Origin of the sequence: Pseudomonas sp. 24 E 13, assembly GCF_900004715.1 — a bacterium.
GTDB classification, from domain to species: Bacteria; Pseudomonadota; Gammaproteobacteria; order Pseudomonadales; family Pseudomonadaceae; genus Aquipseudomonas; species Aquipseudomonas orientalis_A.
On record NZ_CVTO01000158.1, the window covers coordinates 1 to 26,421 of the forward strand.

The 26,421-nt window shown below is 60.1% G+C and carries 27 protein-coding genes and 1 tRNA gene; 4 read left to right on the forward strand and 24 right to left on the reverse strand.

Annotated elements, in window-relative coordinates:
• Window positions 1-575 precede the first annotated feature (575 nt).
• Genes BFP90_RS25440 through BFP90_RS25480 form a run of 9 tightly spaced genes read right to left on the reverse strand, consistent with a single transcriptional unit; the run spans window position 576 to window position 9,217 of the window.
• Window positions 576-1,658 carry a protein-glutamate methylesterase/protein-glutamine glutaminase gene (locus BFP90_RS25440; protein WP_065888289.1) on the reverse strand — a complete coding sequence of 361 codons (1,083 nt, stop codon included), beginning with the start codon at window positions 1,656-1,658 and terminating at the stop codon, window positions 576-578.
• Window positions 1,621-2,154 carry a chemoreceptor glutamine deamidase CheD gene (gene cheD / locus BFP90_RS25445; protein ID WP_065888288.1) on the reverse strand — a complete coding sequence of 178 codons (534 nt, stop codon included), beginning with the start codon at window positions 2,152-2,154 and terminating at the stop codon, window positions 1,621-1,623. Before cheD ends, BFP90_RS25440 begins: the two co-directional genes overlap by 38 nt.
• Window positions 2,151-2,960: a CheR family methyltransferase gene (locus BFP90_RS25450; RefSeq protein WP_065898263.1), complete on the reverse strand. Its 810-nt coding sequence runs from the start codon at window positions 2,958-2,960 to the stop codon at window positions 2,151-2,153. The genes cheD and BFP90_RS25450 overlap by 4 nt, the downstream gene beginning before the upstream one ends.
• 9 nt (window positions 2,961-2,969) lie before the next feature.
• The gene (locus BFP90_RS25455) at window positions 2,970-3,509 is read right to left on the reverse strand and encodes a chemotaxis protein CheW (RefSeq protein WP_065898264.1); all 540 of its coding nucleotides are present in this window, start codon (window positions 3,507-3,509) and stop codon (window positions 2,970-2,972) included.
• A gap of 35 nt (window positions 3,510-3,544) precedes the next feature.
• On the reverse strand, window positions 3,545-5,203 hold the full coding sequence (locus BFP90_RS25460) for a methyl-accepting chemotaxis protein (protein ID WP_065898265.1): 1,659 nt from the start codon (window positions 5,201-5,203) through the stop codon (window positions 3,545-3,547).
• A gap of 29 nt (window positions 5,204-5,232) precedes the next feature.
• Complete coding sequence (locus BFP90_RS25465) at window positions 5,233-7,272, reverse strand: chemotaxis protein CheA (RefSeq protein WP_065898266.1); 2,040 nt, start codon at window positions 7,270-7,272, stop codon at window positions 5,233-5,235.
• 42 nt (window positions 7,273-7,314) lie between these two features.
• A complete protein-coding gene (locus BFP90_RS25470; RefSeq protein ID WP_065888283.1) occupies window positions 7,315-7,602 on the reverse strand; it encodes an STAS domain-containing protein in 288 nt (95 codons plus the stop codon).
• A gap of 22 nt (window positions 7,603-7,624) precedes the next feature.
• Window positions 7,625-7,993, reverse strand: coding sequence for a response regulator (locus BFP90_RS25475; protein WP_010446480.1), 369 nt, complete (start codon window positions 7,991-7,993; stop codon window positions 7,625-7,627).
• 9 nt (window positions 7,994-8,002) lie between these two features.
• On the reverse strand, window positions 8,003-9,217 hold the full coding sequence (locus BFP90_RS25480; RefSeq protein ID WP_083203337.1) for a methyl-accepting chemotaxis protein: 1,215 nt from the start codon (window positions 9,215-9,217) through the stop codon (window positions 8,003-8,005).
• A gap of 257 nt (window positions 9,218-9,474) precedes the next feature.
• On the opposite strand from BFP90_RS25480, the gene BFP90_RS25485 reads away from it, so the two are divergent.
• Complete coding sequence (locus BFP90_RS25485) at window positions 9,475-10,503, forward strand: alpha/beta fold hydrolase (RefSeq protein WP_065898267.1); 1,029 nt, start codon at window positions 9,475-9,477, stop codon at window positions 10,501-10,503.
• 161 nt (window positions 10,504-10,664) lie between these two features.
• A complete protein-coding gene (locus tag BFP90_RS25490; RefSeq protein ID WP_065895556.1) occupies window positions 10,665-10,856 on the forward strand; it encodes a hypothetical protein in 192 nt (63 codons plus the stop codon).
• 132 nt (window positions 10,857-10,988) lie between these two features.
• On the opposite strand, the gene BFP90_RS25495 is transcribed toward BFP90_RS25490, so the two are convergent.
• The 8 genes from BFP90_RS25495 to BFP90_RS25530 all read right to left on the reverse strand — a co-directional run bounded on the left by BFP90_RS25495 (window position 10,989) and on the right by BFP90_RS25530 (window position 19,348).
• Window positions 10,989-11,321 carry a hypothetical protein gene (locus tag BFP90_RS25495; RefSeq protein WP_065895555.1) on the reverse strand — a complete coding sequence of 111 codons (333 nt, stop codon included), beginning with the start codon at window positions 11,319-11,321 and terminating at the stop codon, window positions 10,989-10,991.
• Between the two features lie 219 nt (window positions 11,322-11,540).
• A complete protein-coding gene (locus BFP90_RS25500; protein ID WP_065898268.1) occupies window positions 11,541-12,887 on the reverse strand; it encodes an OprD family outer membrane porin in 1,347 nt (448 codons plus the stop codon).
• A gap of 244 nt (window positions 12,888-13,131) precedes the next feature.
• Window positions 13,132-14,235 carry an alpha/beta hydrolase gene (locus BFP90_RS25505; protein ID WP_122561945.1) on the reverse strand — a complete coding sequence of 368 codons (1,104 nt, stop codon included), beginning with the start codon at window positions 14,233-14,235 and terminating at the stop codon, window positions 13,132-13,134.
• Between the two features lie 56 nt (window positions 14,236-14,291).
• On the reverse strand, window positions 14,292-15,260 hold the full coding sequence (locus BFP90_RS25510) for an isoaspartyl peptidase/L-asparaginase family protein (RefSeq protein WP_065895552.1): 969 nt from the start codon (window positions 15,258-15,260) through the stop codon (window positions 14,292-14,294).
• Entirely contained in the window at window positions 15,257-16,027 is a 771-nt protein-coding gene (locus BFP90_RS25515; RefSeq protein WP_065898270.1) for an amino acid ABC transporter ATP-binding protein, read from the reverse strand. Before BFP90_RS25515 ends, BFP90_RS25510 begins: the two co-directional genes overlap by 4 nt.
• Window positions 16,024-17,118, reverse strand: coding sequence for an amino acid ABC transporter permease (locus BFP90_RS25520; protein WP_065898271.1), 1,095 nt, complete (start codon window positions 17,116-17,118; stop codon window positions 16,024-16,026). Before BFP90_RS25520 ends, BFP90_RS25515 begins: the two co-directional genes overlap by 4 nt.
• Window positions 17,119-17,120: 2 nt before the next feature.
• The gene (locus BFP90_RS25525) at window positions 17,121-18,275 is read right to left on the reverse strand and encodes an amino acid ABC transporter permease (RefSeq protein ID WP_065898272.1); all 1,155 of its coding nucleotides are present in this window, start codon (window positions 18,273-18,275) and stop codon (window positions 17,121-17,123) included.
• 35 nt (window positions 18,276-18,310) lie between these two features.
• A complete protein-coding gene (locus BFP90_RS25530; RefSeq protein WP_065898273.1) occupies window positions 18,311-19,348 on the reverse strand; it encodes an amino acid ABC transporter substrate-binding protein in 1,038 nt (345 codons plus the stop codon).
• Between the two features lie 158 nt (window positions 19,349-19,506).
• Between BFP90_RS25530 and BFP90_RS25535 the strand changes: the two genes are divergently transcribed.
• Entirely contained in the window at window positions 19,507-20,385 is an 879-nt protein-coding gene (locus tag BFP90_RS25535; RefSeq protein ID WP_065898274.1) for a LysR family transcriptional regulator, read from the forward strand.
• Window positions 20,386-20,593: 208 nt separating this feature from the next.
• Here the strand turns inward: BFP90_RS25535 and BFP90_RS25540 are convergent.
• The 5 genes from BFP90_RS25540 to BFP90_RS25560 form a co-directional block, all read right to left on the reverse strand.
• Window positions 20,594-20,669, reverse strand: a tRNA-Gly gene (locus BFP90_RS25540).
• A 60-nt stretch (window positions 20,670-20,729) separates the two neighbouring features.
• Window positions 20,730-21,290, reverse strand: a complete 561-nt coding sequence (pgsA, locus tag BFP90_RS25545; protein WP_065898275.1) for a CDP-diacylglycerol--glycerol-3-phosphate 3-phosphatidyltransferase — start codon at window positions 21,288-21,290, stop codon at window positions 20,730-20,732.
• A 32-nt stretch (window positions 21,291-21,322) separates the two neighbouring features.
• Complete coding sequence (gene uvrC / locus BFP90_RS25550; protein ID WP_065898276.1) at window positions 21,323-23,146, reverse strand: excinuclease ABC subunit UvrC; 1,824 nt, start codon at window positions 23,144-23,146, stop codon at window positions 21,323-21,325.
• A 1-nt stretch (window position 23,147) separates the two neighbouring features.
• Window positions 23,148-23,789, reverse strand: a complete 642-nt coding sequence (uvrY, locus tag BFP90_RS25555; protein WP_017530522.1) for a response regulator transcription factor GacA — start codon at window positions 23,787-23,789, stop codon at window positions 23,148-23,150.
• A gap of 152 nt (window positions 23,790-23,941) precedes the next feature.
• On the reverse strand, window positions 23,942-24,307 hold the full coding sequence (locus tag BFP90_RS25560; RefSeq protein WP_065898277.1) for a helix-turn-helix domain-containing protein: 366 nt from the start codon (window positions 24,305-24,307) through the stop codon (window positions 23,942-23,944).
• 82 nt (window positions 24,308-24,389) lie between these two features.
• Here BFP90_RS25560 and BFP90_RS25565 point away from each other — a divergent pair, with 82 nt between their 5' ends.
• Complete coding sequence (locus tag BFP90_RS25565) at window positions 24,390-24,629, forward strand: DNA-binding protein (protein WP_057704030.1); 240 nt, start codon at window positions 24,390-24,392, stop codon at window positions 24,627-24,629.
• Between the two features lie 35 nt (window positions 24,630-24,664).
• On the opposite strand, the gene BFP90_RS25570 is transcribed toward BFP90_RS25565, so the two are convergent.
• Both BFP90_RS25570 and BFP90_RS25575 read right to left on the reverse strand, forming a co-directional pair.
• Window positions 24,665-25,096, reverse strand: a complete 432-nt coding sequence (locus BFP90_RS25570) for a GNAT family N-acetyltransferase (protein WP_065898278.1) — start codon at window positions 25,094-25,096, stop codon at window positions 24,665-24,667.
• The gene (locus BFP90_RS25575) at window positions 25,097-25,846 is read right to left on the reverse strand and encodes a carbon-nitrogen hydrolase family protein (protein WP_065895542.1); all 750 of its coding nucleotides are present in this window, start codon (window positions 25,844-25,846) and stop codon (window positions 25,097-25,099) included.
• Between the last annotated feature and the right edge of the window lie 575 nt (window positions 25,847-26,421).

A 26,421-nucleotide genomic window follows, 5' to 3' on the forward strand; every position in this document is an offset into this window, starting at 1 on the left:
CGGAACCCTAAGTGGCCGTTACCGCAGAAACGGATATGTACTCGGTCTGATCCAACATCCTGGTCGGCCCCGAGGCCGCCATCGGGGGCAAGCCCCTCCCACATTTGAGCCAGGATCGACACAAAATTCTGGTCGGCTCTGAGGCCGCCATCGGGGGCAAGCCCCCTCCCACAGTTGGGCCAGGATCGACACAAAATTCTGGTCGGCTCTGAGGCCGCCATCGGGGGCAAGCCCCCTCCCACATTTGAGCCAGGATTGACACAAAATCCTGGTCGGCTCTGAGGCCGCCATCGGGAGCAAGCCCCCTCCCACAGTTGGACCGGGATCGACACAAAATCCTGGTCGGCTCTGAGGCCGCCATCGGGGGCAAGCCCCCTCCCACAGTTGGGCCAGGATCGACACAAAATCACTGGTCGGCTCTGAGGCCGCCATCGGGGGCAAGCCCCCTCCCACATTTGGATTGTGGAGCAGTAAAATAGTCATAGGCTGCTCCCTAACCACAGATCTGGCGTCGCACCAAAGCTGTGTAGACACCTAGGGTGCCACGGACGATCAAGGCAGCCTGGAACTCACGTTCACTTATGCAAAATCGCCCGATGAATATCCCCCAACGCCATGATGCGCTGGGCGGCATTGAGCTTGATCGCCTCCTTGGGCATGCCGAACACCACACAACTGGCCTCGTCCTGGGCCACCGTGGCGGCGCCGGCATCAAGCATCTCCTTGAGCCCGCGCGCGCCGTCGTCGCCCATACCGGTCATGATGATGCCCGTAGCGTTCCTGCCAGCGAACCTGGCCACCGAACGAAACAGCACATCCACCGAAGGCCGGTGCCGGTTGACCAGCGGCCCGTCGATCACCTGAGCGTGGTAATAGGCGCCGCTGCGGGTGACCATCAAGTGCTTGCCGCCAGGGGCAATCAGGGCCAGGCCGGGCAGGATACGGTCATTGTTGCGCGCTTCGCGCACCTCGATCTCGCAGACGCTGTTGAGACGCTCGGCAAACGAGGCGGTGAATTTTTCCGGCATGTGCTGCACGATCACCATGCCCGGGCACACCCGCGGCAGTGCCGTCAGCACCGCCTCCAGCGCCTGGGTGCCACCGGTGGAGGTGCCGATGGCGACAATACGTTCGGTGGTGTGCGCCATGGCCTGGCCATTGGCGGCGGGCAAGATTGCATCCGCACTGAGCTTGCCGGCCGGTGCCGGTAACGGCGTCACGCTGACGCTGCGCTTTCCCAGGTTCCTGACGTTGGCATTAGCCGCGGCACGGATCGCCGCCACCAACTCGGCCGCCGACTCGATCAGAAAACTCTTCAGGCCGGTCGTGGGCTTGGTAATGATTTCCACGGCACCCGCTGCCAGCGCCTGCAGGGAGGTTTCCGCGCCTTTTTGGGTCAGCGACGAGCAGATCACCACCGGTGTCGGCCGCTCGCTCATGATTTTCCTGAGAAAGGTGATGCCGTCCATGCGCGGCATTTCTACATCCAGCACGATCACATCCGGCCATTCCCGCGCGAGTTTGTCCATGGCGAAAATCGGGTCGGAGGCGGCCCCCATCACATGGATATCCGGCGTGTCAGCGAGAATCGCCAGCAGTACCTGGCGCACCACGGCCGAGTCATCGACCAGCAGCACACTGATTTTTTTGGTAGGCATCTTGTTGAAGTGTTCCCATAGGTTGGTGCCGGACCCAGACGTTGCCGTTCCACAGGTCGAACATGATCGTGCGGTAACCGGTACTGCCCATGTCCTGGGCCGTCAGGTGCAATTGATAGCGCTCGGCCAGGGCCAGCGCCGCGCGAATATTCAGACTGGCCACGTCGTGGGTCGGCAGGCGGCGCTGATGATCGGGAAACATCTCGCCGCCGCCGAACAACTTGACCTGGTAATCCTGCGCCCCCGTGCCATTGGCCTGGGCGTGGCGCAGCAGCAGTTCCATGGCTTCGTCGCCATAGCGGCCGTCCAGGGGCTGATGATTGCGCAGGCGCCCCGGCAGCATGAAATGACACATGCCGCCGATCCGCCGTTGCGGGTGCCAAAAGGTGATCGCCACGCAGGAACCGAGCAAGGTGCGCAGGCGCGTCGGCCGTGTCGCAAAGCTGACCTGGCCAGGCGCCAACACCACTTCGCTCACACCGACTGGTTTTTTCATGGCTTGCGGTAAATCGACGGCGCCACCAGCTTCAAGGTGTCGTTGACACCGTTGAGGCTTTCCGAATGGCTGATGATGAAATAACCGCCGGGCTTGAGCAGCGGCAACAGACGCGCGACCACCTGGCTCTTGGTCTGCTGGTCGAAATAGATCATCACGTTGCGCAGGAAGATCACCTCGAACTCGCCCAGGGCCGGCAGCGCTTCGTTCAGGTTGACCTGCACAAAATTGACGCGGTTGCGCAAGGCCTTGTCGATCAGGAAGGTGCCCTCCTGGCGGCCAATGCCTTTGAGGCAATACTTGGTCAGCAGCGGCTGGGGCAGCGTCGCGGCGCGCTCCATGGCGTAGTGGCCGTTGCGCGCCTTGGCCAGCACCTGGGTGCTGATGTCCGAGCCGATCACTTCCCAAGGCGTGGTGCCCAGGCCCTCGGCCAGGGTCATCGCCAGGCTGTAGGGTTCTTCGCCCGAGGAACTGGCCGCGCTCCACACGCGAAATACCTTGCCCGGCGCGGCCCCGGGCAGCACCTGCTGTCGCAGGAAGTCGAAGTGCTTGGGCTCGCGAAAAAAATAGGTTTCGTTGGTGGTCAGCAAATCCAAGGCAACCTGCAGCTCACCCTTGCGTTGGTCACTCATGATCAGCTTGAAGTACTCGCCGTAGCTGTGCAGCTCGTAGTGCTTGAGGCGCTTGAACAGGCGCCCGGCCACCAGGGCTTTCTTGGCCGGCGACAGGTTGATGCCGGCCGCGTGGTACAGCCAGCTCTGGAACTGGCCGAATTCACGATCGTCGATGGAGGCGGTATCTGGCATGGTCGGGACTCAACGCGGATCGAGGTCGAGGGCCGCCGCCTGGCCGTCCTCGGCGAGGCTGGACATCTCATCGATGGACAGCACCTTGTCCACCTCCAGCACAATCACGAACTTGCAGTCGACCTTGGCCATGCCACCGATGAAATCGGCGCGAATCCGCGCGCCGAAACTGGGCGGCGGCTCGATCTGCGCGGCGGGGATCTCCTGAACGGCGGACACGGTGTCGACCAGCAACCCGATATCCTGGGGCCGGCCGTCGTCGGTATTCGCCTCGATGATGATCACGCAGGAGCGCCGGGTGATGGCCGAGTTGGCCCGCCCGAAGCGCGCCGACAAGTCCACCACCGGCACCACCGCGCCGCGCAGGTTGATCACTCCGCGCACGAACGCCGGCATCATCGGCACCACGGTCAGGCTGCCGTATTCGATAATTTCCTTGATGCCCAGAATGCCGATGGCGAACATTTCACCGCCAAGCATGAAGGTCAGGTATTGCGCGTCCTCATCCACCGCAACCGCGGTATGCCGAGTCGTCATCACTGCGCCCATGTCACTCTCCTTGTAGGCCCGTATCGATCGTGGGATCAGAAGCGGGTGAAGTCCGATTCGTCAGGTGCGCCGGCCATGTTGTAGGCGAAGGCCTTGCGCGGTGCCTGTGGTTTCGGGCGCGGCGGCTGACGGCTGGGCTTGCTGCCGGGGCTGTCGACGCCGCTGCTTTGAACCGCGGACTTTGGGGTTGAATCGAGCACGAAGAAGCTCATGGCTTGCTGCAATTGCTCGGCCTGGCTGCTCATTTCTTCGGCCGTGGCCGCCAGTTCCTCGCTGCTCGACGCATTTTGCTGGGTCACCTGGTTGAGCTGGGTCATCGCGGTGTTGATCTGCCCGACACCGGCGGCCTGTTCTTCGGAGGCGGCGCTGATTTCCTGCACAAGGTCGGACGTTTTGTTGATGGACGGCACCATTTCGTCAAGCAGCTTGCCGGCCTTCTCAGCCATGTCCACGCTGCTGGACGACAGCTCGCCGATTTCCTGGGCCGCGACCTGGCTGCGCTCGGCCAGCTTGCGCACTTCGGCGGCCACCACGGCGAAGCCCTTGCCGTGCTCGCCGGCCCGAGCGGCCTCGATGGCGGCGTTGAGGGCGAGCAGATTGGTCTGGTAGGCGATGTCATCGATGATGCTGATGCGTTGGGCGATTTTCTTCATCGCCACCACGGTCTGCTGTACCGATTCGCCGCCTTCGGTGGCTTCCTTGGCGGCCTTGCTGGCCATGCCATCGGTGACCTTGGCATTCTCGGTGTTCTGGTTGATGCTGGCGCTCATCTGCTCCACCGAGGCGCTGGTTTCCTCGACACTGGCGGCCTGTTCACTGGTGGCCTGGCTCATCGATTGCGCCGTAGCGCTGACCTGTTCGGAGGCGCTGGCCAGGTTGTCGGCGGCGTTACGCACTTCGCCGATGATATGCGCCAGCTTGCCGACCATGTTGCGCATGGCGTTGAGCACCATGCCGGTTTCATCCTTGGCACCCGGCTCGATGTGGGCATTGAGGTTGCCTTCGGCCAATTGTTCGGCGGCGGTTGCGGCCTGCCTCAACGGGCGGGAAATAATCCGGGCGATGAATACCGCCAGGCCCAGGCCGATCAACAAGGCCGCGACCAGTACCGCGCTGATCGACAGGCGTGCGTTTTCATACAGCGCCGAGCCCTTGTCACCCGCAACCGTCGCCCCGGCATCATTGATCTCGATCATTTTCTGCAGGCGGCTGGTTACCTCATCGAAATGCCCCTTGGACTCTCCCCTGAGCAAACCACGTGCCTGGACTTCCTGGTTCTGCCGGGAAAACTCGAGCACTTGCTTGCTGCTCGCCAGATACGCGTCCCACGCACTTTTCACGCTGGCCAGCAGTTGGCGATCTTCGTCGTTCGACAGCAACTGCTCGTAGGTGCCCATGCGGGTGTCGAACTGTTGGCGCGCGTCGGCGGCCTCACGTTCGGCCTGGGCCTTTTCCTCGGCGATGTCGGTCGCAAGGTGGCGGTTTTCTTTCAAGCGATAGTTGGCGGCAAAAAAACGCATGCCGGCCGCTGCGCGCATGGAAGGCATCCAATTGCCCCTGATGTCCTGGGCCGCCTGGTTGACGGCGCCGAGCTGGAGGATGGCGAAGCCACCCATGGCCGCAGTGAGCGCCAGGACCACCAGGAACGAGCTGATCAGCTTGGTGGAAATTTTAAGATCGTAGAACCATTTCATCGGGGAACCTCCATGGAATTGCTTATGCGTCAGCGAGCGACGACCGGCGGCGATTGAGGCGCCTGGGGCGTGCGGGCTTCCAGTTGTACGAGTTGGTTGAGCAGTGCCGGTACATCCAGGATCAGGGCCACCGCGCCGCTGCCCAATATGGTCGAGCCGCTGATGCCGCGCAGCGCGCCGAACAGCTTGCCCAACGGTTTGATCACGGTCTGGAACTCACCGAGCAGGTCATCCACCACCAGCCCGGCCTTGTGCTCGGCGTAGCGCACCACCACCACGTTCTGGCGCCGTGCGGCCGGCCCTTCGTGGCTGAAGTGTTCACGCAGGTCCACCAGCGGCAAGACCTCGCCACGCAGGTCCAGATAGCCGTCGTCGCGGCTGGACTGGCGCTGGCGTTCATCCAGTTCGATACATTCCTGGACCATGTCCAGGGGAATCACATAGGTGGATTGGTCGATGCCGACCAGAAACCCATTGATGATCGCCAGGGTCAGCGGCAAGCGGATGCGCACCACCGTGCCCTCGCCGGGGCGGCTGTCCAGGTCGACGGTGCCGCGTAACAAGGTGATATTGCGCTTGACCACGTCCATGCCGACGCCCCGCCCGGACAGGTTGGTCACCGCCTCGGCGGTGGAGAAACCCGCTTCGAAGATCAGGTTGTAGATCTCCTGGTCGGTCAGCACCGCGCCGCTGGCCACCAGCCCGCGTTCCTGGGCCTTTTGCAGGATGCGTTCGCGGTTGAGCCCGGCGCCGTCGTCGGCGATTTCAATGACGATGCTCCCGGAGTCATGGTAGGCATTGAGGCTCAAATGGCCCTTGGTCGGCTTGCCGGCCGCCTGTCGCGCCTCGGCGCTTTCGATACCGTGGTCCATGGCGTTGCGCAGCAGGTGCATCAGCGGGTCGCCGATTTTCTCGACCACGGTCTTGTCCAGCTCGGTGTCCGCACCGCTGATGCTCAGTTCGATGTCCTTGCCCAATTCCTGGCTGATATCGCGCACCACACGGCGAAAACGGTTGAACGTGTCACCAATGGGGATCATGCGCAGGTGCAGGGCGCCATCGAGGATTTCTTCCACCAGAGCCGATACCGTCGAGGTCGCCTCTTGCAAAGGGTCGTTATTACAGGAGCGGGCCAGCAGGCTTGAGCCGGCACTGGCGATCACCAATTCGCCGACCAGGTTGATCAGCTCGTCGAGCTTGTCGGCGTTGACCCGCACGTAATTGCCGTCGCGGGGTTTCGCTTCGCTGGCTGGCGCAGAACGCTGCGGTGTCGCCGCCACAAGGCTCTGCTCTGCCTGGGTGACCTGGTCGCCGGCGGCGACCGCCGTGCTGCCGGGCGCTTCGTCGACCGCACTGATGTGCACCTCGCAGTCGTCACGCACAAAGTCGAACACTTCGTTGAGGGTGGCGTGACTGGCCGTCGAACGCAGGTCGATCTCGAACCCCAGGTAGCAGCTTTCCGGGTCCCAGCGGTCCATGGGCGGGATGCTGTCGGTCAGGGTGGTGACCTGCAGCACCTGACCCAGGGTCTCGAGGTAGCGCAAAAACGACAGCGGGTCCATGCCGTTACGGAACACGTCGACGCCAAAGCGCAGGGAGAGATGCCAGAGCACGTCGACCGCCGCGTCGTCGGCCACCTCTGCGGTTTCGACGCCGGCAGCGGCGGTTCGCATCGGCTGATAGGCACTCAGTGCCTCGCGCAATGCCTCACCGCGCTCCAGCGCTGCAGGCGTCGGCGCCTCACCGCGGTTGGCGACCACTTCGACCAGTTCGAGCATGTGGTCGCCGCATTTGAGCAGCAGCGCGATCAACGCGGCGTCCACCGCTACCTTGCCTTCGCGCAGGCGGTCAAGCACGTCTTCGACGATATGCGTGAACCCCACGATCGACGCCAGACCGAAAAGGCCCGCCGAACCCTTGATGGTGTGTGCGGCGCGGAAAATCGCGCCGATGGCATCCTGGTCGCCGGGCTCGCTTTCCAATTGCAGCAGGGATTGCTCCATGGCCTGCAACAGCTCGCGTGCCTCAACGATGAATGTCTGCTGTGCCTGATCGAGATTGATGCTCACCTGGACTGTCCTTGTCGATCAAAAAAACATGGGAAGTGGCGACTACAAGCCTGCGCTACGGCACAGTTGCAGTGCGTGCATGACCGCCTGGCTTTGGCCGGTCACACTCAAGGCCGTACCGGCAACGCCCGCCTCACGCTGGACCACTGCGAGCAACTGCAAACCGGCGCCATCCATCTCCGTGACCTGCGACAGATCCAGCTCCAGGCGGGGAGTCGCGCCGATCCGGGGCAGCAGCGCAGCCGCCAGTTCCGCTACGGTGTAGATGGTCAGCTCGCCGTCGATGCGCACGCAGGCAGTATCGTCGACTGTTTCAGTGGTAATCGGCATGGGAGCCTCCCTGGCGCCGGGATCAAGGCAGGATCAGTTTAGACACTGCCGCCAACATCTGCGCCGGCTGGAACGGCTTGACCACCCATGCCTTGGCACCGGCGGCCTGGCCCTCGGCCTTCTTCGATTCCTGGGACTCGGTGGTCAGCATGATGATCGGGGTGAACTTGTAATTGGCCAGCTTCTTGACCTCCTTGACGAAGGTGATGCCGTCCATGTTGGGCATGTTCACGTCGCTGATGATCAAGTGCACCTTCTGCCCGGTAAGCTTGCTCAGGGCATCCTTGCCGTCGCTGGCCTCGATGACGTCGTAGCCGGCGCTTTTCAAGGCGATGCCGACCACTTGCCGCACGCTGCTGGAGTCGTCGACCACTAATACATTCTTTGCCATGATGTGCTCCTAAAAGAAGGTGATGTCTTGAGAGTTCTGCTGCGCGGCCGCCGCTCCGTGATGGAGGCGCCGTTGCTCGTCGGTGGCGTAGGTGGCTTCCATCCGCGCGAGCCACTGCCGGGCATCGACGCCCACCGCCTGGTCCGGCGCCTGGCTGGCTTGCAGGAGGTGGTCATGCAAGGCCTGCATGTTGTCTCGCACGTGGCTGAGGATCTGGCTGACCCGGTCCTGGAATTGCAGGCTGACCAGCACTTCGGTCATCTCATCACGGATGCCGTAGCTTTCCTGCTTGAGCAGGTCGGCAGAGTCCGCCAGGCGCCCGGTGATGTTCTGGAAGCGCTCGAGTACGCGTTGAATACTGTTTTCCGACTCGGCCACCGAGTGGCTGTCCTGGTCGGCACTGCTGGATGCGGCCTGCACCAATTGCGTGATGGCGTTATTGATGATGTCGACCTTGGCCGACATCTGCTGGCCGGTTTCACTGGATTTGTTCGACAGGCTGCGCACCGCATCGGCCACCACCGCAAAGCCGCGCCCTGCCTCACCGGCACGCGCCGCCTCGATGGCTGCGTTGAGGGCCAGGAGGTTGGTCTGCGCGGCAATCGCCGCCACGTCGGCGGCCATGGCGCGCAGTTCCTTGGTATAGGCGGTGAGGCTGCGGACCTGGGCCAGGGTCTGGTCACGGCTGGTCTGAGTGGCCTTGAGCGAGTTGATCACCTGGCTCAGCTCGCTGTCACTGCGCGCCAGCACCTCCAGCGCGCCATCGGCGGACTGCCCGTCCAGTTCGCCGGCAGCCTGCTGCGATGCCTGTACCGTGTCCTGCAACCGCGTGGCGATCCCGGTGAAACGGTTGGCCAGGCTTACAATCGCTTCTTCAGTCTGATGCCGCGAGCTTTCCACCTGCTTGGCCCAGATCGGCATGGCGCCCAGCAACACTTCATCGAGCTGCGCGCGAGAAGCCATGCCGTTGTGCGCTGCGTCCACCGTTGACTGATCCGCCTGGGCCCGCGACGTCGTGCGCAACACCGCCTTGCGCTGTGAACCGGTGCTCCAGGCACAGGCACCGAGCCCCACCAGCACCAGTACCGCACACGCCACCAGGTTGGCCGTGGAGGCTGATTGCACCAGCAACCACACCACGGCAGGCACTACCGGGATAAGAGCAAACCAGCAAAAACGCGGATGACCAGGAAGGGTAATGCGGACGGATTGACGCTGGGTCATGAGTTCGATCCTTGAACAGTGTTGCGGATATAGGCGACATAGGGGTTATCTGCCCACTCCCTCTCAACTTTAGAATCCTTATGTGCCTTCCGTCTGTTTTATGACCATTGGATGACCGGCCCGGGGGTCCGAGCCCCTGTGCGCTGAAAAAAAACGGAATATGGTGTGCGCGCAACATGGAACGAACCATGAAGCCTGCCGCTCACTACAGTGTGGCCGCTTTGCGTTCATCAGCCGACGTAGCATGAGGAGATACCGTGTCCACTTCCAAGCTGACCTCGCGTGTTCTCACTACCCCCCGCCATACGACGCACTATGTAGAGATGGGTCCGGTCGATGGGCCATTGATGGTGTTCCTGCACGGTTGGCCGGAACTCAGCCTGATCTGGCGCGCACAGATACAAGCGTTCGCTGCACAAGGCTGGCACTGCGTTGCACCCGACATGCGCGGTTATGGCCGTTCTTCCGCGCCCGCGCTCACTGGTGCCTACACCCTTGAAAACATCGTGGCCGACATGGCAGAGCTTCATGACCATCTCGGTGGCATGCCCGCCATTTGGGTGGGCCACGACTGGGGCAGCGTCGTGGCGGGTGAACTGGTCGCCCATGAACCTCAGCGCAGCCGCGGTGTTGTATTGATTTCGGTGCCGTACTTCCCCACCACTAACGCCTTGCCGACGCTCGTCCCACTGGTTGACCGCTCGATCTATCCGGCGGACACGTATCCGGACGGCCAATGGGATTATTACCGCTACTACACCACGCACTTTGCGTGTGCTGTCGCTGATCTTGATGCGGATAAAGCCGCATCGCTGGCGTCGATTTATCGACGAGGCGACCCGGCGAGTATCGGCAAGGTTGCAGCCAATGCCGAAGTCACCCGCAAAGGCGGGCGATTTGGCCAAGCGCACCGGGCTCCCCTCACCCAGCCAGACCTGGCGCTCTGGCCGCAGGCAGACTTCGCCGAATTGGTGCGCAATTTCCAGGCGCAGGGTTTCCGCGCGCCCTGCGCATGGTATTTAAACGACGATGCCAACATTGAGTATGCGCACCGCGCGCGCAACGGCGGCCGCTTGTCATTGCCAGTCCTGTTTGTGAACGGCGATTACGATCAGATGAACACCATCAACGGTAATCAGCTGGGCGATCCAATGCGAGCGGCCTGCGCAGATCTCACCGTGACCCGCCTGCCCGGCGGGCACTGGTTGCCGGTGGAGTGCAAGATAGAACTGGTTGAAGCCATACGCTCCTGGTTGTGCAAGCTTGACCTGGTCGCCCGGCCTTGAAAGATCGCTCCTACACCTTCGCCAAACACTTCCGACAGCCCCATCCGAAAAACCCAACAGTCACGAAAAATGACGAGCCCTTTTCCAAAAGAGACGTTATGTATTCAGCTGTTCAGGGCAAGAAGCCCACATTTCCATTCATCTCATGAAGAACCTGGATCATGCTGAATACTTCGTTTTTCCCCTCACTGCTTACCGCCCTCGGCACAACCTTGCGCCCCCAACAGCTCAGCCGAGAGGAAGAGCGACTGATCCGCTACTACCGTTTATTGTCAGAACAGGATCGTGAAGCTCTGCGCTGTCTGTTCTTTGCGATCAAGGAAACCAGCCGAGCCGAACAGCCGAAGCGGTAGGCGGTGACACAGGTATCGGTCATGAACAATCAAGCACCTGCGGGGTTGGACACGTTACCGGGAGCTTGTCGCCTACACCAACTTGACAGCGACCCAACGCGGACCATAAAGCACGACAGAGGTTTGACGCATTCAGCTTCCTGTATTGACGCCAGCCTCGCCATCACGCTCTATCGACTTGACTCCGCGTATGCCACGTAACCTGCGCTCAAGTTGGTCAGGATCGTCTGACTTCGACGTTTTGACGGCAAATCCGCCAAGGTCTTCATACATGAACAGAACTTTTCCGCCGGCTTTATTGATTTCATGCTCGATCAGCGTGCGCTTCAGATGGGTATTACAATCACATAACACGATGAACGTTGACTGCGCGTATGACGAAGGCGTCTTTATTTGCGTCGCTCCAGCGTTGAGCGACGAGACGGACAATACGCCTGCAATCAATATTAAAAGCCAATATTTCATAGCCGTAGCACTCCATTTCAAATACGCACGTTATAGACAGTGGTGTTACAGAGACGAACCCGAAAACTTTCTATTCGACCCAACTGGGCGCGCGAAAATGGCCATCCGTTTCGTCGATACCTTAGCGAATCAGCGGGAGTCGGTTCCGAGAGCTGTTATAAGCCTCGGGTTCTAACGACCTCCCCCCGCTACCGAACGCAATTTCTCCTCCGATTGGCCTTACATGAAGTTGTAGGTGTAATCGAAAATAAGGCGGGTTTGATCGGTATTGGATCCCCCCGAGCCGTCACCTCGATACACACCGTGTCGCAGCGTTGCGCTCAGGTTTTTCAGCGGTCCTTCCTGCACGGTGTAAGCAACGCGCATGTCGCGTTCCCATTCAGAATGATCACTGCCGTTTTTCACGTCTTTAATGTCATCACCGTGCAAGTAGGCGGCGCTCATTTTCAAACCGGCAATGCCCACGGAAGCAAAATTGAAGCTGTATTGGCCGAATGTCGTATTTTCCCCGGCACGGGCGAACTGATTGATCATGCTGTTGGTGAACAGGTAGAAATCCGACCCGCCCTGTCCCTCGTTACGCCCACGGCTGTCGGCGATGCTTCCATTATTGACCCACACAAACCCGCCATCATCACTCACGCGCTGATGACCGACCATAATGGAGTGACCACCGAGGGCATACGTAAACATGGCACTCCATGTCTTGTTGGAAACCTCACCTGCATCTTTTGCGTAACCACCATTGTTGTTGAAGCGATAGCCCGCCTGACCATTCTTGCCATCGGAGTTGCTATCGAAGTAACGCAGGTCGGTTTTCAAGGTTTGATCATTGCCAATCGGCACCAGATAAACGAGGCCGAGGAAGGTTTGATTGTAAAAATCCTTGAGTTGAGCGTGATAGGCTTGAGCGGTCAAGTTCCTGGTGATTTTCCAGTCGGCGCCCGCGAACTGGAAACTGTTGGAGTCCTTTGTCGCGCCGGATACAGAGAGTCCGGAACTATTGCTGGAGGCACGGCCAACAGCGTCCGTGATCTTGCCAACGTTCAGCGTTACATCATTGAATACTTTGGACGTCAGCATACCGCCCTGGAAAGTCTGCGGCAGCACACGACTTTCGCTGGCATTGAGAATCGGCAGTTCAGGACTTAGCGCATTGCCCACCCTCAACGTTGTATCCGCGAGTTTGACCTTCACGTTGGCGCCCGCGCGACTCCAGGTCTGTTCAGCAGAGCCATCCGAGTCGCTTGGAGAAAACGTATTTTTATCCGGATGATGCCCCCTGCCCCCATCCAGATGAATCCCCGTGAGCACTTGAGCGTCCACGCCCAGGCCAATCGTGCCCTGGGTATAACCCGACGCATAATTGAAGAGCAGCCCTTGGGCGGCTTCCTTCTGATCCGCACCACCGGCGCGGTTGTCATTATTGAAATACATAGTGCGCGAGCTGATGCTTGCCTTGGACCCAGAGATAAAGTCGCCTGCGCCTGCCGCCTCGCCGGCATATACGCTGAACGAAGATACGTTGGCGAGCGCAATGGCCACCACCAGAGTTTGCTTGTTCATACTGCCCCCAAATAGTGTGTCAACGGACGTGTTTTATTAATACCGCAGCGATAAGCGGCGATTTTTTATAGTTGAGTTGGTTCGCGGGTCAGCCCATCAATGATGCTCACTGACGGGTCACCCCGATATTAATCAAACGTCCAGGACTGTCTGACCTGTTGACTAACAGTATCTAAACACGGACTGTCTTATTGACGCGCTGACTCATAGAGCGCTATCAAAAGACTCTTTGAGTTCGCGCCAGTTATTTAGCGCCGGTTATGACCGGACAGGTCTTGGGTGTCGGTTGGTCAAACAATACGGCCATCCCGCAGTTGGACGTAAACATTTTCAAATTATCGTGGCCGACGCCTGGCACTATCACAACCTTCTGTTTCAAGTGCGCCGGGTGCCGTTTTTTCATGTAATCGAAATAAGAGCGTCCTCGCGCGAGCCGATAAGGCCCCTGTGCCATACCCGCGCATGAACGATCGATGAAGTGCTTGTACGGGTCTGTGTCTGCTTCACCGAGCAGGTAGACGACATTGCGCGCGGCATAGTCGGACTCCAGCGTTTCCACATTCTGCGACGACACGTATTGCGGAGCATCCTTGAGTTGATATTTCCATTTCGTCGCTTCCGGGCACGCACCACCGGCGATAGCCTGGCTGTCGGGCCGCTCGTCACTGAAGTACAAATAGCTGGATGGATTGGCAACCACGTAGCGAAGATCGATATGGGCACGCGCCAATATCGGATCGGCGCGTCCCACCACGGCATAACGTTGCAGAATCTGCGCGCCGGCCGAGTGCCCCATCAACACCACGCTGGACAGCGCCGGGTACTGACGTTTATCGGCAAAATGTTCGAGCAACGCGTCAAGCGCCGCAAAGGAACTGAGGGGTACAGGGCCGACCGCCGGCTCTCCGCCTTTCCAGCCCTCCTGCGTCCATGCCAGACTCCGGGCAGGCAGGGAGAAGGCTTTCACATCCGCAGCCGTCAGAAATTGCGGGGCAACCATCATTGCCCCTTTACCCAGCGATCCAGCGCCGGCGAGGATCTGTTGACCCGTTGCGAAATAGGTATCGGCGTTTCTGAGGGTGCCATGTATGACGATAAACACGTTCGTGACGTCCGGCGCGACCGCATTGATATCGCCACTGGCAAACACCGGAATCACACCTTCACCGCTCGGGCCACGGACGAGCAGTTGTTGATTGCCTACTTTTTTAACCGGTGCATCCAATACGGCGTCAGCGTTGGCGACCACCGTTTTCGGCGGTAACTGCTGACATCCGTACAGTGCGATGGACAAGGGGACACACAGCAGAACACCTTTGGCGTTCTTTAACGTTTTTATTATTTTCATCATTGCGCTCCAGGTTGAAGGGGTCTTCATCACAACATCAACATTCGTCAAAACGCTCAGGTCGTTGCCTCTTGAACGTGCAACCGATCCTCTGCGGCGTAGATCGCCGTATGCAGCCCGCCCTCGGCATCGCGCCAGGCGCGGTACATGCCGGGTGTATTGAACACCAGCGCGGTGTCGCCGTTAGGGGCCACGGCAACCACGCCGCCATTGCCGCCCAGCGCTTTCAGCTCGCCCAGCACCACCTGGTCGCACGCCTTGCGCAGTCTGGCCCCGGTGTAACGCATGCGTGCGGCGATGTCGTGGGCGACGGCACATCGAATGAAAAACTCGCCATGCCCGGTGGCGGAAATGGCCGCGCTGCGATTGTCGGCCCAAGTGCCGGCACCAATCAGCGGCGTATCACCGATGCGTCCGTAACGCTTGTTGGTAATACCTCCCGTGGACGTCGCCGCGGCCACCTGGCCGCTGCGGTCCAATGCCACAGCCCCCACGGTGCCGAATTTTTTCTCAATGCCACCGGGTTCCAGGCTGAGCGCTTGCGGGTTCAGGCGCTGGGCTTGCCATTGCCTGCGACGCAGTTCGGTGTCGAACCAGGCATTGTCGACATGCTCCAGCGCCTGGGCGGCAACAAACTGGTCGGCACCGACGCCGGACAACAGCACATGGTCGCTGTGCTCAAGCACCGCACGCGCAGCCTTGATGGGGTTGCGCGCAAAATGGATCCCGGCCACGGCGCCTGCTTCACGGTTGTCACCGCTCATGATCGCGGCGTCCATTTCATGATCGCCCTTGTCCGTGAATACGGCGCCTCTGCCGGCGTTGAACCAGGGACATTCCTCAAGCTCCACCACGCTTGCCTGGGCAGCGTCGAGCGCGCTGCCGCCCTCCTCCAGGATGCTCAGTCCGGCCTTGAGCGCACTCAACAGACTGGCGTGCACAGCGTTCTCGTCTTCGGCGCTCAAAACGCCCGCTTGCAGTACGCCGGCACCACCGTGCAACGCGATTGCGATAGGAGACGTCATGCCGGCTGCGCCCCATGGTTCAGAATCTGGTTGAGGAAGCGCTGCGTGCGTGGCGACTGCGGCGCATGGAAAAACTCTGAAGGCGGCGCCTGTTCAATGATTTCTCCGCCATCCATGAACACCACACGGTCGGCGACCTTGCGAGCGAACCCCATTTCGTGGGTCACGCAGATCATGGTCATGCCATCTTCGGCCAGGCCGGTCATCACCTCGAGCACTTCGGCGATCATTTCCGGGTCCAGTGCGGAGGTCGGCTCATCGAACAGCATGATCCGTGGCTGCATGCACAGCGCTCGCGCGATGGCAATACGTTGCTGCTGGCCGCCGGACAGCTGCGAGGGATACTTGTTGGCGTGATCACGCATCTTCACCTTGTCCAGCAACTGCAAGGCGCGCTCAATGGCTTCGTCCACCGGCACACCCAGGTTGGCCGTTTGAGGAAGGGTGCAGTTCTTCAGCACCGTAAGGTGCGGGAACAGATTGAAGCTCTGGAAACACATACCCACCTGGCGACGCAACTGCTCCAGACGCTTGCCGTCGAGTGCCTGGCCCAACACTTCGATCGTGCCCTGCTGGTGCTGCTCGAGCTGGTTGATACAGCGAATAAGGGTGGACTTGCCGGAGCCCGAAGGTCCACAGATCACCAACTTCTCGCCGGCCGCCACCGACAATGAAATGTCACGCAGCACGTGAGTCTGTCCGTACCACTTGTTGAGGTTTTCGATACGCACGATAGGACCGCTATCGGTGTGATTGGCGATGCTCATGAGCGGTCATGCTCCAGGTTATTTTCGAGATGGCGGGCATAGCGCGACAACGCGAAGCAAATAATGAAAAAGTACAGGGCAAGGAAGATGTAGATCTCGTGGTCATGCCCCGCCCATTCAGCCGACGCCGCTGTGCTGCTGGCGATGCCGACGATGTCCAGCACGCCGACAACCATCACCAGCGTGGTTTCCTTGAACAGGCCGATAAACTGGGTCAGCAACGGCGGTATGGTTTGTCGGAGCACCTGCGGCAGGATGATGTGCCCCATGGTTTTCCAGTAACCGAAGCCCAGCGCCTGTGCTGCCTCGTATTGCCCCTTGGGCAGGCTCTGCAAGCCGCCGCGCACGGTTTCGGCCATGTAGGCGGCGGTGAACAGGATCAGCACCACCTGCACCCGCAGCAGAATGTCGAACGCCACGCCTGGCGGCAGGAACAGCTGGATCATCAGCGACGCCATGAACAACAGACTGATCACCGGCACCGAGCGCACCAGCTCGATGTACAGCACGCAGAGAAGACGGATGACCGGCTTCTTCGAGCGCCGTCCCAGCGCCAGCAGAATGCCCAGCGGCAGCGCGAAAATCATGCCGATGGTGCCCAGCATCACGGTCACGGTCATGCCGGCAAACTGCGTCGACGAGACGCCTGGCAGACCTGCTCCGCCCTTGAGCAGCCACCACATCAGCAGCGGCAACATCACCAGGTACGCCAGCAAGGCACGGCGGTCCAGACGTTTGAAAAACAACAGGACGAACGCGCCGACGGCCAGCAGGAATGCCAGGTTGACTCTCCAGCGCTGAGCTTCTGGATAGAAACCGTAAACGAAGAGGTTCCAGCGTTCGATGACCGGCAACCAGCAGGCTGCGTGAGGATTACAGGCGTCACGGGTGCTGCCGACGAACGTCGCGTCCAGCACCAGCCAGTTGAGTGCCTTGGGGATGCACCATGCCAGCAGAGCCAGTACCAGCAGGGTCAGCAGCGAGTGGCCGACACTGGGGAACATCGACTGGCGCACCCAGCGCCAGGCGCGCACCGAGGGCGTCGCCTGGGGTGGCAAACGCACCGGGACGACATGAGTCAGTTCGTTCATGCTCAGTGCCCCCGCTTGCTGATGCGATAGTTGTAGACGTTCATCGCCAGGGAAATCACCAGGCAGATCACGCAATAGGTCGCCATCACCAGCACAATGCATTCGATAGCCTGACCCGTCTGGTTTAACGTTGTGCCGCCGGTCGACGACACCAGCTCCATGAACCCAACCACGACGCCAAGCGATGAGTTCTTGACGATGTTCATGTAGGTATTGGTTATTTGCGGGACCATGGCGTAAAGCGCTTGCGGTGCAATCAGCTGACGCATGGCGGTGCCTCGCACAAAGCCCAGCGCCTTCGCTGCTTCGTACTGGCCTCGGTGCACTGCCTGGATGGCGGCACGCACCGTTTCAGCGATGTAGCTGGCGCTGTAGAAAGAAAGCGCCAGCCACAGCGCCAGCAACTCCGGCACCAGCGTGGCACCGCCGTCAAACCCGAAACCTTGGCGGGTCGGCACGTCCCAGTGCAACGCGGTACCGCTGATCACGTACACCAGCATGGGCAGCACTAACGCGCACGCCATCACCCAGGGCCAGCGGCGTGGGGTAAAACCACGCCAGCGGGCACGTGCATCACGCAATTTGAAGGCGACGATAGCGGACAGCGCACCGACGCCCATCAATACCAGGCCCCAGCCGACGGCTGCGCCCTGCTGCGGCCACGGCACCTGCAGGCCGGCGTTACTCAGGAAGAACACGTCTGCCAGCGAGAAAGCCTGGCGCACACTGGGCAGTGCGAGCATCAATCCGTACCACCAGATCAGATGCACCACCAACGGCACGTTGCGCAGAAACTCGATACTCATCCCGCACAGGCGGTTGACCAGCCAGTTTTCCGAAACCCGGCCGACGCCCAGCAGCACACCGACCAGCGTTGCCAGCACGATACTGATGACTGACACCAGCAAGGTATTGAGCAGGCCAACCAGATACGCCCGCCCGTAGCTGTCGGAGGGCGCATAGTCGATCAGTTGGAAACTGATGTCGTAGCCTGCCCGGTCAGTCAGAAAGCCGAAACCGGACGCAATGTTCAGGGCTTTGAGGTTGAGGCTTGCATTGTGTGCCAGGCCATAAAACACCAGCACCACCAGCAACAGCACAAGCCCCTGCTGCAGCGCACTCAGCAGGCGTGCACGGTTAAAACGTTGGGTCAGCATGACTACATCCCGTTTCGTTGATTGAAGTTGGCCACTCAGCGGATCGGTGGCGCATACAACAACCCGCCGTCTTTCCAGAGGCGGTTCATTTCACGGGGGAAGTTCAAACCGGTTTGCGGACCAAGGTTACGCTCATAAATCTGCGCGTAGTTGCCGACCTGCTTGATCGCCCGGTACGCCCAATCGCTGTCCAGGCTGAACGCCTTGCCGATGTTGCCATCGGTGCCCAGCAAGCGCGCGACATCGGCTGATGCGGTTTTGTCCGCGTGCAGTTTATCGACGTTGTCGGAATCCACGCCCAGCTCTTCGGCCGTGATCAACGCATAGGCGGTCCAGGTCACGATGTTGCGCCACACGGCGTCGCCCTGCGCGACGTAGGCCCCCAACGGCTCCTTGGAAATGACCTCGGGCAGCAGCGGGTAATCGTCAGGCGTGTTGAACAACGCGCGGCGCGCCGCCAGGCCGGACATATCGTTGGTGATGGCATTGCACCGGCCTTTCTGGAAGGCGGCGAACAGTTCAGGACTCTTCTCAATGACCACCGTGCGGAAGGTCAGGCCGCGCTTGCCGAAATAGTCCGCAAGGTTCTGCTCCGAGGTCGTGCCTGGAGACAGGCAGAAGGTCGCGCCTGCCAGGTCGGTGAGCTTTCCGATCTTGTCCTCGGCATGCGTCATGAAGCCTTGCCCGTCATAGAACCAGATCGCCGTAAAGTCGACCCCCAGGCTCGCCACGCGGTCCGCCGTCCATGAGGTGGAACGCGACAGCACGTCAATCTCGCCAGAGGCCAGCGCGGTGAAACGGTTTTTGCCGGTGGTGGCGATGAACTCCACCTTGTTCGCATCGCCCAGCACGGCGGCCGCAATGCCACGGCAAAGGTCCGCATCCATGCCGGTCCATCGGCCCTGGTTATCAATGATCGAAAAACCCGGCTTGTCGCTGGCCACACCACAACGAAGGCTACCGTGTGCCTTTACGTTTTCCAGCACACCTGCATGTGCCGTGCAGGCGCCGAACATCATCAACGCCAGCGAGCACGTCTTGAGCAACGCGTTCAGACCATTCACTTTATGCATAACATTGCCCCGAAGCGGTAGTTGTTCTTATGATCGACGATGCACCCAAAGGGTCTTTGCAGGCTTGGGTTCATCAATACAATAACCAGCCATCGAAAGGTAACGATAGCGCCGATTGATTCACTTTCCGGTTCGGCCTATCGACTATTGGAATAACTATGGATATTGAGTGGTATGAGGATTTCCTTGCATTGGCAGACACGGGAAAATTTACCGCCGCTGCAAGCATGCGTAGATCGTCGCAGTCAGCCTTGAGTCGACGCATCCAATTGCTGGAAACGCGCCTGGGCGCAGTCCTGATCGACCGCAGCAAGAATCCCATCCGCTTGACAGTCGCCGGCCGGGCCTTGCTGCCGAACGCCCTGGAACTGGTACGTCTGGCCCGCGACTGCGAGCAGAGCGTGAAAATTCTCGATTGCCCGTTGAGCTTCGCATCGCTGCACACCCTGGCCTGCAATTTCTTTCCGGACTGGATCAGCCACGCAATACCGCCAGGCGAGCTGGTGTTTACCCGCATCGACACCAGCTACCGCAGCACGGATGATTACTACATGGCACTGCTGTCCGGCCGCTGCGACTTCATCCTGTTTTATCGGGAAGCTGAATCGCAGGCTTACGCCCAGCGTGAGGAGTTCGAAACACTGTCGCTGGGTCACGACGAGCTTTATTGGGTGGCCACACCCCAACTGGCCGAGCATTGCACTCAATCAGATGGCCCGATTCCGTGGCTGACCTATTCCCGTAGCGCCCAGTTGCACGAACTCTCGCGCACCCAGGTCAGTCGCCACCCACAACCCGAACGCCTGCAACGGGTATTCGAAGCGACGGTGTCCGAGGCGCTCAAATCCATGGTCGCCAATGGCCACGGCGTCGCTTGCATGCCCCACACCATGGTCGCGGGGATGATTGAACAGGGCGAACTGGTCAGGCTGTATCCGCAAATGGAGCCTGATCATCTCGAGGTGATACTGGTGCGCTGGCTGGGTAATCACAACACGCAGGCGCAAGCGTTATGGGCGCGTCTGGCGGGTGCTTGATTGCGGATAAGAGCTCCGTTGGCGCATGAACATCCTGGCGATAAAGGCGATCGCGCCCGCTTGAACCTACGCGGACATCATCGCCCTTAATGCTGGAGTTCAGCAGGTGGCTTGGCCGGACGGCGATTCGCAGTAGCTCGCCAACATGAGTACAGACATTTTTCAGGCAAAAAAAAGCCACTCATCTGAGTGGCTTTTTTCTGAATCTTGGAGCGGGAAACGAGACTCGAACTCGCGACCCCGACCTTGGCAAGGTCGTGCTCTACCAACTGAGCTATTCCCGCTTGGTGATGCGCATTCTATAGAATCTTCGGCACCCGTCAACCCCTTGATTCAAAAAAGTTTTATTTCTTTTCCACGGTGGTGCGCAGGTGAGGCCAGGCGGCGCGCAGGTATTGCAGCATGGACCACAGGGTCAGGCCTGCGGCGACCAGCAGCAAGGCGTAGCCGGTCAGGACCCAGAACGAGAAGTCCGATGGGTTGGCCAGCAGGATGACCAGCGCGAGCATTTGCGCGGCGGTTTTCCATTTGCCCATGTTTGATACGGCGACATGGGCGCGGGCGCCGATTTCGGCCATCCATTCGCGCAGGGCCGAGACGACGATTTCGCGGCCGATGATGACGGCGGCCGGCAGGGTCAGCCACAGGTTGCCGTGCTCCTGCACCAACAACACCAGGGCCACGGCGACCATGAGTTTGTCGGCCACAGGGTCGAGGAACGCGCCGAAGGGCGTGCTCTGTTCCAGGCGGCGGGCCAGGTAGCCGTCGAGCCAGTCGGTGGCGGCGGCAAAGGCGAATACCGAACTGGACGCGGCGTAGCTCCATTCATAGGGCAAATAGAACAACAAAATGAAGATCGGGATAAGCAGGACGCGTAGAACGGTGATCAGATTAGGGATATTCATCGGCACAACTGGCTACGAGGTGAGAAGGCATTCTATTCGCTGTGCAGACTGGCATAAATCAATTCAGCGAGCTTTTTACTGATACCGGGTGCTTTGGCTATTTCGTCAATGCTGGCACGGGAGAGCTCCTGCAAGCCACCAAAATGTTTAAGCAAGTCGCGACGACGCGTCGGGCCGACCCCTGCAACGCCTTCCAGGGTTGAGGTTCGGCGGGTTTTGCCGCGACGCGCACGGTGGCCGGTAATGGCGAAGCGGTGGGCTTCGTCGCGGATCTGTTGAATCAGGTGCAGTGCCGGGGAATCGCCCTTCAAGGTGAACTCATGGGCGGCATCATTCAAGTACAACGTCTCGAAACCGGCCTTGCGCGTGGCGCCCTTGGCCACGCCAAGCAGGATCAGGTCGGGCACCGCCAGTTCGTTGAGAACGTCGCGGGCCATGGATAACTGACCCTTGCCACCGTCCACCAGGAGGATATCGGGCAACTTGCCCTCCCCGTCCTTCAACTTGCTGAAGCGCCGCGTGAGCGCCTGGTGCATGGCGGCGTAGTCATCGCCGGCGGTGACGCCTTCGATGTTGTAGCGCCGGTAGTCGGCCTTGATCGGGCCTTCAGGGCCGAACACCACGCAAGAGGCCACGGTGGCCTCACCGCTGGAGTGGCTGATGTCGTAACACTCCAGGCGCTGCGGTGGCTCGTCCAGGTTGAGCACCTCGGCCAGGGATTCGAAGCGCGCGGCAACGTGCTGTCGATTGGCCAGGCGTGCGCCCAGGGCCTGCTCGGCGTTGGTCACGGCCAGTTGCTGCCAGCGGGCCCGGGTGCCGCGAACGCGATGGCTGATGTCCAGCTCGCGTCCGCGCAGTTCGTGGATCGCCTCGATCAGGGTCGGGAAATCCTCGTGGACCACGTTGACGATAAGTTCCGACGGCAGGTCGCGCTCGGGGCTGCTCACATAGTACTGGCCGAGGAACGCCGCCATGACCTCGGAGACGTCTTCGTCGATGCCGGTCTGCGGGAAAAAATTCTTGCTGCCCAGCACTCGCCCGCCACGCACGCTGATCAGGTGCACACAGGCACCTCCCGGGTTGACGAACGCCGCAATCACGTCGACCTCGCCGGTGCCGCCTTCCATGCTTTGCTGGTCCTGGACGCGGCGCAGCAAGGAGATCTGATCGCGCAGTTCGGCAGCCTTCTCGAAATCCAGGGTACTGGCGGCGATTTCCATGGCCCCCGACAGCTCATCGGTGAGCGCGTTACTGCGCCCCTCGAGGAACATCACCGAGTGACGCACATCCTCGGCGTACTCGGCAGGTTCAACCAGCCCCACGCAGGGCGCCTTGCAGCGCTTGATCTGGTATTGCAGGCATGGCCGTGTGCGGTTTTTGTAGAAGCTGTCTTCGCACTGGCGCACAAAGAACGTTTTCTGCAGCAGGCTCAGGCTCTCACGAATGGCACCTGCGCTCGGGTAAGGCCCGAAATACTTGCCCTTCTGCTTCTTCGCGCCACGGTGAATGCTCAGCCGTGGGAAAGCGCCGTCCGACAAGAACACGTAGGGATAGGATTTATCGTCGCGCAGCAGGATGTTATACGGAGGCCGCCATTCCTTGATCAACGTCTGCTCAAGCAGCAGCGCTTCGGTTTCATTGGCGGTGATGGTGGTTTCGACCTGGGCGATGCGCGCGACCAGGGCGGCGGTTTTGGGCGCCAGACCGGTCTTGCGAAAGTAACTCGCCAGACGGCTTTTCAGGTTCTTGGCCTTGCCTACGTAGAGCAGGCGCGCCTCGCTGTCGAACATGCGGTACACGCCGGGGCGGCCACTGCAGGTCGAGAGGAAGGCACTTGGATCAAACGGTGTGGTCATGTCAGGCGCTGGCGTCCACCATGCCGTGACGCACTGCGAGCAGGGTCAATTCAACATCACTGCTGATGGCGAGTTTCTCGAAGATGCGATAGCGGTAGGTGTTCACGGTCTTGGGCGACAGGCACAGTTTGTCGGAAATCGACTGCACCTTCTGGCAACCGACGATCATCAAGGCGATCTGGATCTCCCGCTCCGATAGCGCGTCGAACGGTGAATCGCTGGTGGGCTGGAAAGACTTGATCGCCAACTGCTGGGCAATCTGCGGGCTGATGTAGCGCTGCCCGGCAAATACCAGGCGAATGGCCTGCACCATCTCCGCCAGGCCGGCGCCTTTGGTGAGGTAACCGGCCGCCCCCGCCTGCAAGAGACGTGTAGGGAACGGGTCTTCCTCGCACACGGTTACCACCACAACCTTGATATCAGGATGGCTGCGCAATAATTTAGTCGTGGCGCCAAGACCGCCGATACCCGGCATCTTGACGTCCATCAGCACCACATCGGGTTTCAACTCCCGGGCCTTGATCAGAGACTCCTCCCCCGACTCGGCCTGGCCGACTACTTGCAGGCCATCGATGTCAGCCAGCATTCGTGTAATGCCTGTACGAACGAGATCATGGTCATCGACTACTAGCACCCTAATCAAGCAGACACCTCGCGATATGGTCTTTATAGGTTGCTGACCACCTTAGCAAAAAACCGGGTCGCAGACCTAGCCGCTGGCATCATATATATGGAGTTTGACCGCTTGGCGCGCGGCCATCGGCGGGTGGAGGGCCGGATTTGCTGGGCAAAAGGTCAGGAATCCTGCGGGTGCGGCTTGATTTTTCCATTCCTGGAAAGGGAATGCTCGGCCAGGGTCGAGGTGAGGCGGCGGATTGCATCCTGGTCTTCCTTGAACATCGCCCGGTAATCAACCAGGACTTTCTCTTCAAGCTGGCTCAGGTTTTCCAGTTGAATCGGCGTGGCAGCCCCAGTCAACACGTACAGGATATCCACGCCTCTCTCGGCCACACGGGACAAATAGTCGGCCTTGGGCGCACGCCCACCATTTTCATATTTGCCTTGTGCGTTGGCTTCAACGCCTCCGATTTCACCAAAAACTTTTTGCGACAGGCCAAGTCGCTCTCTTTCCTGCCTCAAACGCGAACCGATTCCACTCATTTGGATGTATGATCCTATTTGGCACACCCCAAGAGGTGACACACTCATCTCTTTGTTGAACGAACTTGAACGGTTTTGAACTATGCCCGGAATCCGTACTGCTGCACAAGCCAAGGCCTGGCTGGAACATCAGGGAAAGTCCGTTCAGGCGTTTGCCCGTGAACACGGCGTCGATCCGGCAACCACCTATCAAGTGCTCGCTGGGCGCAAAAAGGGACGGCGTGGGGAGGCCCATAAGGTAGCGGTCCTTTTGGGCATGAAAGAGGGGATCATCCTTGCTGAGGCTGACGGCCAGAACGACGATCAGGAAGTCGGCTCCTGACCCAGTATGCGCTTATCAGGATCCGACGCAGGCTTTTAGCTTGAGGGACAGACGCGCTCCATTCGCCAGAAGCTGTCTTCTTCACCGACAACGCGCAATCCCATGCGCTCATAAAGCTGTTTGGCCGGATTGTTCTTGAATACGGTCAAACGCAACAGTCCCGGCGTGCGGGCCTTCAACGCCATTTGTTGCAGCACCCAGCTACCCGCGCCAAGTCCACGGTACTGCTCAAGCATATGCAATTCGCGGATATAGAGCGCGTTGCTGTCACGGCTCAGGCTGATGAACCCCAGCACACTGTCATCCTGACAGATCATCCAGTTTTCCCGACCGGCCCAGGCCGTATCGAAGCCATCGTTGGACCACAGCAACTGGTTTTGCTGGTAATAGCGGTTCATTGCCTGGTGGGTCAGGTTTCTTGCAAAGGGCAGGTCCTGGTCCGTTGCAGCGCGCAGGTGGAAGGTCATTTACAAGACCACCACTTGTCCAACCCAGCGCTCGTCATCGCGACAGGCGATCGCCAGCGCTTCGCCGCCGCCGGGCACCGCTGCAAGCAACCGGCCGTCGGTGGCCCAGATCGCACTGCGTCCGGCACAGGTCCAGCCACCCGAGGGGCCGCCATGGTTAGCCATCAACACCAACAGACTGTGTTCCACTGCATAGCCTTGGAGAAGCGCGCTGTCCGTCGCGTAGCCGCTCTCGCTGATCAACACGCCTGCGGCGTATATATTGGCGCCCGCCAGCGCCGCCTGGTGCGGATGACTAGCGTGGGAAAAGTCAGCGCAAACGGCCAGTGCGATACGATCATCCCCCCATTCCAGCGCAGCGCCGCCCTGCCCCGCAACAAACGCGATTTCCTCGCCGGGATGCAGATGCTGCTTGGTGTAGACCACCAGGGAACCATCAGCTCCCAGCACCAAAGCGCCAATCAGCACACCCGCCTCTGGCGCCAGGCGGATCGGCATTCCCACCACCGCCGTCAACCGCAGCTCCCGCGCCATCTCGCGCAATGGCGCGAGCAGTGGCGCTTCAGGCGCGATCGCCAAGTCGCCTGCAAGCGCAGGCTCATAGCCGGTCAATGACAGCTCTGGAAACACCAGCAGCTGCACACCCCGCGCAGCTGCGGCCTGCATGAACACCAGGTGTCGCGCGATATTGGCGTCTACGTCGCCGGCGATTGAAACGGTTTGCGCGGCAGCGAGGGTCAAGGCAGTCATGGTCGGATTCCGGCAATCAGTGTGGGACGTCGTTATCATATCGACACTCACGCCATAGCCGTAAGTCCCGCTGCGCGATAGAAATTTCTGATTGAATCCACCCGCGAAGCTCTAGTAAGCTGCCCAACATCATTTGGAGATCGACCATGTTGCCACTCACCCGCACTCAGGTTTGCCCTGCCGCCAGCGCCTCGCGCTCGGTGTCGGCTACCCGTGTGAACGGTTCGAGCGCACTGGTCAGCTTTTATTTTGGGTATTGGTTTAGCCACTGGCGCGCCTGATACCTGAAATCGGCGCCCACTACTCAAGGGGTCGCCTGCCAGAGAAATCTAACCCCCGGTCGGCTCCCCGACCGGGGGTTTTGTTTTTCCAGGCCCGGATAATTTGCTCAATCAAACACACTTGAAGGAATCACGACATGAACTACGCCACCTATTACCGCTACGACACTTGCGCTGCATGGCGATTTAGCCAGCTCCGTTCGGGACAGCCTGCCGCCTCCGACCGGTCACCTCTTGGTGGCAAGCCAACACACGTAGCCGATACGGCCAATTGTCGAACACCCCAGTAGGCCA